11 protein-coding genes are annotated in these 9,340 nt (G+C 37.8%); 10 read left to right on the top strand and 1 reads right to left on the bottom strand.

The window, feature by feature from the left end:
* Positions 1-83: 83 nt before the first annotated feature.
* Entirely contained in the window at positions 84-1,301 is a 1,218-nt protein-coding gene (locus tag PHC85_01160) for a ParB N-terminal domain-containing protein (GenBank protein ID MDD5032717.1), read from the bottom strand.
* Between the two features lie 357 nt (positions 1,302-1,658).
* On the opposite strand from PHC85_01160, the gene PHC85_01155 reads away from it, so the two are divergent.
* From PHC85_01155 to PHC85_01110, 10 genes are all read left to right on the top strand, one after another.
* Positions 1,659-2,294 (top strand): S24 family peptidase, encoded by a 636-nt coding sequence (locus PHC85_01155; GenBank protein MDD5032716.1) that lies wholly within the window; start codon positions 1,659-1,661, stop codon positions 2,292-2,294.
* Between the two features lie 4 nt (positions 2,295-2,298).
* Positions 2,299-3,447, top strand: coding sequence for an HNH endonuclease (locus PHC85_01150; protein MDD5032715.1), 1,149 nt, complete (start codon positions 2,299-2,301; stop codon positions 3,445-3,447).
* A gap of 10 nt (positions 3,448-3,457) precedes the next feature.
* On the top strand, positions 3,458-4,342 hold the full coding sequence (locus tag PHC85_01145) for a hypothetical protein (protein ID MDD5032714.1): 885 nt from the start codon (positions 3,458-3,460) through the stop codon (positions 4,340-4,342).
* Between the two features lie 3 nt (positions 4,343-4,345).
* Positions 4,346-5,029, top strand: a complete 684-nt coding sequence (locus PHC85_01140) for a hypothetical protein (GenBank protein MDD5032713.1) — start codon at positions 4,346-4,348, stop codon at positions 5,027-5,029.
* Entirely contained in the window at positions 5,030-5,674 is a 645-nt protein-coding gene (locus PHC85_01135; GenBank protein MDD5032712.1) for a hypothetical protein, read from the top strand.
* 147 nt (positions 5,675-5,821) lie between these two features.
* The gene (locus PHC85_01130; GenBank protein MDD5032711.1) at positions 5,822-6,391 is read left to right on the top strand and encodes a hypothetical protein; all 570 of its coding nucleotides are present in this window, start codon (positions 5,822-5,824) and stop codon (positions 6,389-6,391) included.
* 107 nt (positions 6,392-6,498) lie between these two features.
* Entirely contained in the window at positions 6,499-7,227 is a 729-nt protein-coding gene (locus tag PHC85_01125; protein ID MDD5032710.1) for an SIMPL domain-containing protein, read from the top strand.
* A 1-nt stretch (position 7,228) separates the two neighbouring features.
* Positions 7,229-7,696, top strand: a complete 468-nt coding sequence (locus tag PHC85_01120) for an FKBP-type peptidyl-prolyl cis-trans isomerase (protein MDD5032709.1) — start codon at positions 7,229-7,231, stop codon at positions 7,694-7,696.
* 186 nt (positions 7,697-7,882) lie between these two features.
* Positions 7,883-8,806: a GerMN domain-containing protein gene (locus PHC85_01115; GenBank protein ID MDD5032708.1), complete on the top strand. Its 924-nt coding sequence runs from the start codon at positions 7,883-7,885 to the stop codon at positions 8,804-8,806.
* Positions 8,807-8,926: 120 nt separating this feature from the next.
* On the top strand, positions 8,927-9,298 hold the full coding sequence (locus PHC85_01110) for a hypothetical protein (protein MDD5032707.1): 372 nt from the start codon (positions 8,927-8,929) through the stop codon (positions 9,296-9,298).
* Positions 9,299-9,340 lie beyond the last annotated feature (42 nt).

Below are 9,340 nucleotides of genomic sequence, written 5' to 3'. Positions count from 1 at the left end.
ATCCTTTTAAGCACTTGGTCGCGCACTTCTTTGGAAATGCGGTGTTTCTTTGTTATTGTCATATACCCCAATTATATTGGCTGCTAAATATTGTACAAAGAGTGTCTTAGATTTGGGGTACCTACCACTAAGTCTTCTCGTTTAGTCAGGACTTTTATGTAAGGAATGAGTATCTCTAGGGGCTTGGTCCCAAAAATTACTCCTTGCCCTGATGATTTTTCATCTGCCGAAACATATTCTATAAAATCAGTTGGACAGATTTTCTTTCCTTTTTCATATGATTCCCAGTGTGGTTTTCCACTTATGGCATAAAGAGCTGTTTCGTATTCATTTTCTAATAATTCTATTTCGTCCGATTCATTGAGCATCCTGTCGTCAGTTGCTCCGACCATAGCAATATCGTGCTTGTTGAAAAACTTATACTTAGCTGAAAATCCTTGAACTCTATTAGGCAAATGCCAGACAATCATATTTTTAACCTTCCAGTATTTTTCCATCTCATTCCAAATAGTTCGGATGTTTTTCCAGTTCTCGTAAACAATGATGGCAAAATTATCTTTTGCGATTTTGCTTATATTTCCCATCCATAATTCGGTAAAGTTATCGGGTAAAACGTCGGTCTCAAGATAACGACGATTTTTCTTTGCCCCAAAACCTGTAGTTACCCCGTCTTTTTGTTTTGTTTTGCCTTTAAGATAATCAAGAATGTATGGTGGGTCAGTAAAACACATATCAGCCTTGTTGTCGTTCATGAGCTTAATCATATCTGCCTCTATTGTTGAATCGCCGCACATTAAGCGACTGCCATCTAATTCATAGATGTCTCCTTTTTGTACAGAGATACTTTTAATATCTAGTTTTTCCAACTCTTGCTTAAGATCAAACTGTTCGGGATTATCTTCTGTCGGGAAAATATCATCCAGTTCTTGGCTATCAAATCCGATGTCAGCTAAAAATGCCTCATCAAATTCAGCAAGCAGTTCGAGATCAAATTCTCCAGTATTTTTATTTAGGCGGAGGTTTAATTCCTTTTCTTTATTTAAGTCGGCTATCTGAACGTATACTACTGGAACATTAACCATACCCATTTCTTTGGCTACCTCAACTCTGAAGTGACCACCAATAATGACATTCTTTCTTTCCGGTGCGCTATTACAAATCACTGGATCAACTAAACCAAATCTTTTTATGGATTCATTAAGTTGGTCAGCTTGCTCTTTGGAGTGTTTCCTTGGGTTATATTCCGATGCCCGAAGTTCATTGATCGGAACTTCCACGATGTTTATTTTTTGATTGTTCATATTATTTATAAATTATTTTTTTAATTCTCACCACGAAGAATTGAATAACGCTCGACCTGACCAAAATAAAAAGCACCTATTTCACTTTTCCAACACAAAAAAGCATTTCGTGTTTGGTGTAGTGAAATAAGTGCTCCGGCCTGATTGAGGGGATAAGCCCTCGCTTTTTATTTAGGTTGCATTATTTCTATTCAATTGTCGTAAGATTCTTGGGTTTGTTGTTTGGTATTCAAACCTACTTAAAGTATATACCCAATCGTTGGGTGCCGTCAATAGTGTCAATAAATAATCTATTGACATTAGAAACAGCTTAGATTATAATGGAAATAGTTAATAAGAAATTATAAACAAAGTCCTATGAACGAAAACCAACAAAAATTAATAGATTTAGCTAAGAAAAAGGATATTTCCAAGATGACTTTCAGAGAAATAGGCCGTGAGCTAGGTATTCCCAATCCACAGACAGTGATCTATCATCTTGATCAACTTAAAAAGAAAGGACTTCTGTATTTGGATATTAAAAAGCGTCAGAGGGTGGCGAAACCTAAAGCTTTTGCTGTAGATAAATTATTTAGCATCCCACTGGTTGGATCTGCCAACTGCGGTCCAGCTATGGAGTTGGCCCAGGAAGATATCCAGAAATACTTAAAAATTACTCAAACATCGCTTAAGAGATCTAAGCCTGACGGACTGATTGCTGTGAGAGCTGTCGGTGACTCTCTGAATAAGGCAAATATTGGAGGTGAAAATATTGAAGACGGCGACTATGTAATCGTTGATTGCAAACAGCAACCGAGCAATGGGGATTATGTTTTATCCATCATTGACGGTGCGGCCAATTTCAAGAAGTTTTTTAAAGATGACAGTAAACACGAAATTCGTCTTGTTTCTGAATCAACACAAGAAATTCCACCGATTATTTTACACGAATCAGATATAAACAGCTCTAGCTATATGGTCAACGGGGTCGCTGTTAGAGTTATTAAAAAATAGAGATATGAATACAGATATAAAAATTACAGAAATAAAAAATGGTCGTGGTATTAAGGAAAATACTAAGGTTTTATTATTCGCGAAATCTGCTGGTAGGTGCGAAATTTGTAACAAGCTAGTAATCAAAGATTCCACAACAAGGCAACAATTTGTATGGGGAGAAATGGCTCATATATATGCCTTTAGTAATAAAGGCCCCAGGGCTAATAAATATATCACTGATAAAAATAACGTTAGTAATTTACTATTAGCGTGTCCTGATTGCCATGAGAAAATTGATAAAACAGGACAGGATGAATATTACACCGCTCAGCAACTGCAAGATTATAAAGCTGAGCACGAAAAACGAATTCTGTTATCTACAAGTTTTGATCAGAAAAGACAAACAAAAGTTTTGAAAATGGTTGCCAATATAAACTCTGAGACTGTTAAATTATCAACCCCTGATATCGTAAAGGCACTAATGAAAGCTGGATTAATACCTTGTGAAGACAAATTCGAAGAAGTTGATTTTTCTAATAATCCAGGACAAGACAGCAGTGATTATTGGAAGTCAAAATCGCGAGATATCAATAGCACCCTTGATAAATTCTATTCTGATTTAAAAAGAGAAAAAATAGAACATGTGTCAATTTTTGGAATAGGACCTATGCCGCTTCTTATGTATTTGGGTTCGAAATTAGATAATAAAATCAAAACTAAAATATTCCAACGCCATCGTGACGGAGAAAACTGGGAGTGGAAAAATGGAAAACCAAAGGCCGATTACCAGTTTAAGTTAACCGACAAAGGACAAGATAAGAGCAAGGTGGCATTATTACTATCGTTGTCTGGAACAATAAAACGAGATTTGCTACCCACAAAAATAGACAAAAAATATTATATATACGAACTGTCTTTAGTGGGAAGTCCGAATTACAACTTTCTAAGAACGCAAAAAGACTTATTAAATTTTGAAAAGTGTTTTTCCGATACGATAAGTAAAATTAAAAATGAGCATGTTGGTTTAAAAAATATTGATGTTTTCCCAGCAGTCCCTGCCCCAGTGGCGATAGTTTGCGGCAGATCATTAAATAAACATTCTGACCCAAAATTAAAAATCTATAATACGTACAACAAAGGTAAATTTAAGTATTCATTAACAATTAATTAATTATAAAAATATGGAAACAGAAAAATATTTAGAGCAAATATTGAGTAAAGAAGGTTTAACAAAAGATTCTGCAGAGGCCAAGGCCATGCAAGAAGAGAAAGCAAAGGTGGAGAAGGCTATCTCTGACTCTTTCGACGGAAACCCAGTGATTAGATATGCTGGTTCTTATAAAAAAGAGACCATGATAAAAGCTAGTTATGACTTAGATATTGTCTGTTATTTTAAGCATGACGATGATTCAGCGGGAGATAATTTGGAAGATATTTTTAATAATGTTAAAGATTCGCTATCAAAGCAATATACGATTGTCTCAAAGAAGTCAGCGTTACGTCTCCAGGGCGAAAATAAATTTGATTTTCATATCGATGTTGTCCCAGGAAGATTTGTTGATGATTCTGAAAGTGACACTTTTCTTTATCAGTCATCGGGTGATAAAAAACGCCTAAAGACTAATCTTGATGTACATATCAGTCATATTAAAGATAGTGCACTAACCAAAACAATAAAATTGGTTAAGATTTGGAAAAACATCTATTCAATTGATGTAAAAACTTTTGTTTTGGAGCTTTTAGTTGTTAAGGTTCTAGAAAAAAGTAAAGATGATGATGGTTTAGGGAAATGCCTTAAGAAATTCTTTGAAGAATTAAGTACCAACATAGATAATATTTCGATTGAGGATCCTGCCAATTCAGGAAACGACCTTAGTTCGCTATTTGATAGTACCGTAAAAAGTAATCTGTCTGCGGCTGCTACAAAAGCAATTGAGTTGATTAATAATGATAATTGGGAGGAATTATTTGGCATCGCGGAGGATACTGATAAAAGCTATGTGGTTAATTCTTTTAAAACAAATAGCAATCAAGGCAACGCACCCAAACCATGGCTGAATTGCTAAGTTATGAACTATTGGCATCTCCAAAATAAAGAACTATTTAACTCCCTCAAATCAGAAATTGACAAAAATTATCCAACCCTAGTCGTTTCAATAGAGAATAATCTAGTTCATATAAAAGGCACTCTTAGAATCAGGGACAGTAAAAATACTATTCTGGATAGTTTTAAGATTGATATACAGGTGCCTTATAACTTTCCACAAGAAATACCAGAAGTTAGAGAAACTGGGAATCGAATTCCTACAGTTCCAGACCGGCATTTTGAAAATGATGGAAAGGCGTGTTTGTGTTTTAGAGATGCAATCTTTTTGTACTGGAACGAAAAATCTACAATTCTTGATTTTATGAAAAAATTGGTTGAGCCATTTTTTCTCTGGCAAATAGAATACGAGGTAAGTGGTGGCAAAAACAAGGATAAGGCATACGCGCACGGGTTAGACGGAGCCCTTCAATTTTATAAGGAAATATTAAATACAGACGATATAAAAGCAGTCTATAGATTTATCGAATATCTAACCAAAAAGAAAATCAAAGGACACTGGAATTGTTATTGTGGTAGTAATAAAAAATTAAGAAATTGTCATTTTGAGTTAATGAAAAAATATAAAGGTCAAATTAGAGCAAAAGATGCCAAAAAGACTCTTGAGAGTATAGATCAAATTATATATAAGATCGCTAACAAAAAATAAATGTCTTTATCAGAAAAAGCAATTAAAGAATTTCAGGAAATTTTCAAAAAAGAATATGGAAAAGAAATTTCCTTTGAAGAAGCTCGTGAGTCTGGCGAGCGTTTGGTTGGTTTATATAAAATTTTGTTTGATAGCCACGTGCGAGAATTAAAACTTAAAGAAAAACTAAAAGATCATCCCAAGGGTTATTGTTTAATGGATGGTCAAACCTATAATTGTGGTATTTGCCACGCCTCAATTAAGGACGAACAGCTTTGGTATGATAAATGGGGTAAAAAATGTCTTGCTTGTCAGGACGCGGTCAACAAGAAAATTATTTCTGGTAAGATTTGCTATAACGATAAAGATTGGTATGCGACTTGGGAATTTGATACTTATTTTAAAATGAAGTCGCCAACTGTTAGAAAACTTATTCGACAAGGTGTCTTGAAAGCACGGATTATTCCTCAGAGTGGTTTTGAAGTATTTTTAATAAAAGAAAATGAAGGCGTGTTACCGCCCAAGAAACTGCTCGAATATGTCTCTGTGCCAGTCGAGGGCAAGGAAAATACAATAGCAATGACTCCATGGTATGAGATCTATGAACCAGAAAAAGTGCTTGGAAAATACAAAATTTGGCCACATTTAACTGCATTTGCTGAGTAAAGCAAAAATGCTTAAGTACTGTCGCATTTGTCGCATTTTTAAAAAGCCAGACCCCGACCCACATGCCTTGAAGCGAGGCCTAAAATCGTGCTAAAATACCCTTATAAACATTGAAGTCACGGGTACTTAACCCGAGTACACCGTTTTGTGGAGAGAGCTTGGTCACCGCCTACGGCGGATAAAAAATGTCTGACCGAATCTATCTTCTCGCCCTCTCCGCCAAGTTTTACATTCAGCGAAATTGAAAGAAGTCATGGAAAAATTACCCAGATGAAAGAAATTACGCTTCATGGTCAGTGGATTATTAAAGCACCTGTTGAAGATGTTTTCAGTATGATGACAGACTTCGAGAAATTCCCCGATTATTTTCCAAGGGTTGCCGAATCAATACGAGTGAAGAAACGGGAGGGAAATTATGTAGAAATGGATGCAATTGCCAGTTCGTTCGGCAAAAAATTTCCGGTAAAAATGAAAACTCAGATTCTCCCTGGGAAGGGGTTCATTTCGGATAATGAAAGCTCTAAATTCGGAACTTCCGGGCATGAAGAGATGCTATTTTCCAAATCCCCCGAAGGAACCTTAATCGATTACACTTATCGCGTTTCAATTCATAAGGCATGGCTACGCGTAGCCGCAACGCCACTTATCCGTTGGTATTCGATGAAGTATTGGGAAAAAGCAGTTATAAGCGAATTAAGGAAAACGCTTGAGAAGTGACGGTTCCATGTTTTTTACTTAAACTTCCAAACACCGCCACCGTCAATTTTAAGATTTTTTAGTTCATTGTATAATAAAACTATAATTAACCTTAAATTTTAAATATTATGCCTCCGACAAATTCAAAAATACCTTTCGCCGTCATTTTGGGCATTTCCTTAATAATCAGCTTTTCAATCTTCGGCGGATTTTATTATTACGCGCAGTACGCGACCAGCAGAGACGTTTTGACTGTTACGGGTTCCGCCAAAAAAGCGGTGACTTCGGATCAGGCAAAATTGACAATAGTTTTGTCGCGCGTTGTTCCCGTGAGCCAGCTTGCGTACGGCAATTCTCAAGTCTCCCGCGACCTCGGCTTTTTAAATGAGCTCTTGGCCCAAAAGGGAATTTCCGCCACAGAAACAACCATTAGCCCTGTTTCCATGAATCAATTCTGGAGCAACAAACAAGGAGGGGAAAATGAATATGAACTTCGGCAAACCGCGATTATTCAATCAGCCGATGTCTCAAAAATCACTAATCTTTCAAAAGCCATACCCGAATTGGCAGTCAAGGGCGCGATAGCCTCGGTGCAGTCACTTGAATATTACTATTCCAAACTTCCGGAAACCAGGGTTTCTTTGCTTTCTGACGCGGTAAAAGATGCCAAAGACAGGGCGGACAAAATCGCGGAAAGTGCCGGCAAAAAAACGGGTAGCATAAGGTCCGCTTCAAGCGGTGTAGTGCAGGTTTTGCCGCTTAATTCCGTTGATGTGTCCGATTACGGCACTTATGACACTTCCAGTATTGAAAAAGAAATAATGGTTACCGTTAAAACTTCTTTTGGCCTGAAATAATATGAATAAAATCGTTTTAGTCATTGTTATTTTAACGGTCGCGTTGGTTTCGTATTTTATTTACGATTATTCAAAAATTAATAATGAGTCGGAAGAGCAAACGTTGGATCCGGCGCAAAATCAAAATATGGAAAATCAAGCAGGAGAATTAAAGATTGAAATTTTAAAAGAGGGAACTGGCGCGGAAGCGAAAAACGGCGATACAGTTTCCGTGCACTATGTCGGCGTTTTGGAAAACGGAACAAAGTTTGATTCCAGTATAGACAGGGGACAGCCGTTTTCATTTCCGCTTGGATCGGGGTATGTGATAAAAGGTTGGGACCAGGGAGTTTTGGGAATGAAAATCGGAGAAAAAAGAAAACTCATTATTCCTGCTGAGCTTGGCTATGGTTCGCGCGCCATCGGTTCAATACCGCCGAACTCTACTCTTATTTTTGAAGTGGAACTTTTGGGTATAGAAAAGCAATAGAAAATTCGTTTTAGGCGGAAGATAAAACGATCTGGCTTTTTTCGATCGCTCCTGCGCGGTGATCAAAAGGGCTCCGCCCTCGCTCATTTTTCTTTCAGAAAAAATCCATGCCCGCTCGGGCTGCACAATCCGCCAAATTCGTTTTGTCTTCCGTCTTCTTTGTTTGTTGTTTTTGATAAAAACAATATGGCGAATAAAATATTAACTGTTATTTTTATCGTTTTGGCGATTGCGGCGCTGGTTTTAACTTTGCGTTTTTTAATCGGCGGAGACGAAGATACGTGGATTTGCGATAAAGAAAAAGGGGAGTGGGTAAAACATGGCAGTCCGTACGCGGAAAAACCCGCGGAGCCGTGCGGAAATAATTTTCAAGATAATAATAACGGAGTCGCTTTAAACGACAGTGTGCGGCTTGTGTCTCCGAAATCCGGGGATACGATTTCAAGTCCGCTTATTGTAAAAGGAGAAGCAAGGGGTTCTTGGTATTTTGAAGCGTCGTTTCCTGTAAAAATTTTAAATGAAAAAGAAGAAGTTTTAGCGGCTGTTCCGGCGCAAGCTGGCGGGGATTGGATGACGGAAAATTTTGTGCCATTTGAAACTGAAATCAGTTTTGACGCAAAAGGGGCGAAAACCGGTTTTTTGGTTTTGGAAAAAGATAATCCGTCCGGACTTCCGGAGAATTCGGCGGAGGTCAGAATTCCGGTAAATTTTTCAGAAACCGAAACAATAACAATAAGAGCATATTTTAATAATTCCATTTTGGATCCGGAGGCTTCCTGCAATAAAGTTTTCCCCGTGGAAAGAAAAGTCGCAAAAACACAGGCCGTGGCGCGCGTGGCGCTTGAAGAACTTTTAAAAGGTCCTGCCAGTGTTGAGAAAAAATGCGGTTTTGCCACTTCCATAAACCCGGGCGTTAAAATCAACAGTTTAACTATAGAAAATGGAGTTGCCAGAGTGGATTTTGACGGGGAAATGGAGCGGGCGGTGGGCGGTTCCTGCCGAGTTTCTGCCATAAGGGCTCAAATAACCGAGACTTTAAAGCAGTTTTCAACGGTAAATAGTGTGATTATGTCGGTAAACGGCCGAACAGAGGATATTTTGCAGCCGTAGGGGGTTTTTGCATAAGTTTATTGTTATTGACAATAGGTTAATTTTTGGTGTATAATATACATTAGATTTGAAATCATTTTTTTGGCAATAAAAAAAGAATAAAAAAAGGGGGGTGTTTCTATGAAAAAATCCTTTTACAGGGGGGTTAATCAGGCGTTTAGTGTTTTCTTTTTTTTGATGGCCGCGATGGGTTGTGGACTTTTTGGGCTTTTCTTCCTTAGTCTTCTTAGGGATACTTCTCCGGTCATCACTATTTTTTCTGTGTTAGTTTTCACTGCAGTCTCATTCTGCCGATGGGAAGCGTCCATTTTTGTCTTCCTGGGGTTTTTTCTTTACGGGGCATGTTGGTTTGCCATAGAGCCGTGGGGCCTTTTTGTGGCGCAGGCGGTTTGGGGTCTCGGGATTTTTACCTGGTTCAAGGGTGTTTGTATGTCTTTTGGGCCGAGAATTGCGACTGATGGGAGTTTTAAAATCTGCAATGCCGTTATTTGATGATTTGCCAAGCAACAGATTTTTCATTTCCGCCAGGCTCGA

Source organism: Candidatus Paceibacterota bacterium, from assembly GCA_028711505.1.
Taxonomy (GTDB): Bacteria; Patescibacteriota; Minisyncoccia; order JAHISW01; family Tagabacteraceae; genus JAQTSC01.
The sequence above is the reverse complement of the archived record's forward strand: the minus strand, read 5'-3'. Positions and strand labels throughout refer to the sequence as shown.

What these genes read in the sequence shown, in the direction of transcription:
- PHC85_01160 (MDD5032717.1), bottom strand. Translation starts at nt 1,301, where the DNA reads ATGAACAATCAAAAAATAAACATCGTGGAAGTTCCGATCAATGAACTT.
- PHC85_01155 (MDD5032716.1), top strand. Translation starts at nt 1,659, where the DNA reads ATGAACGAAAACCAACAAAAATTAATAGATTTAGCTAAGAAAAAGGAT.
- PHC85_01150 (MDD5032715.1), top strand. Translation starts at nt 2,299, where the DNA reads ATGAATACAGATATAAAAATTACAGAAATAAAAAATGGTCGTGGTATT.
- PHC85_01145 (MDD5032714.1), top strand. Translation starts at nt 3,458, where the DNA reads ATGGAAACAGAAAAATATTTAGAGCAAATATTGAGTAAAGAAGGTTTA.
- PHC85_01140 (MDD5032713.1), top strand. Translation starts at nt 4,346, where the DNA reads ATGAACTATTGGCATCTCCAAAATAAAGAACTATTTAACTCCCTCAAA.
- PHC85_01135 (MDD5032712.1), top strand. Translation starts at nt 5,030, where the DNA reads ATGTCTTTATCAGAAAAAGCAATTAAAGAATTTCAGGAAATTTTCAAA.
- PHC85_01125 (MDD5032710.1), top strand. Translation starts at nt 6,499, where the DNA reads ATGCCTCCGACAAATTCAAAAATACCTTTCGCCGTCATTTTGGGCATT.
- PHC85_01120 (MDD5032709.1), top strand. Translation starts at nt 7,229, where the DNA reads ATGAATAAAATCGTTTTAGTCATTGTTATTTTAACGGTCGCGTTGGTT.
- PHC85_01115 (MDD5032708.1), top strand. Translation starts at nt 7,883, where the DNA reads ATGGCGAATAAAATATTAACTGTTATTTTTATCGTTTTGGCGATTGCG.
- PHC85_01110 (MDD5032707.1), top strand. Translation starts at nt 8,927, where the DNA reads ATGAAAAAATCCTTTTACAGGGGGGTTAATCAGGCGTTTAGTGTTTTC.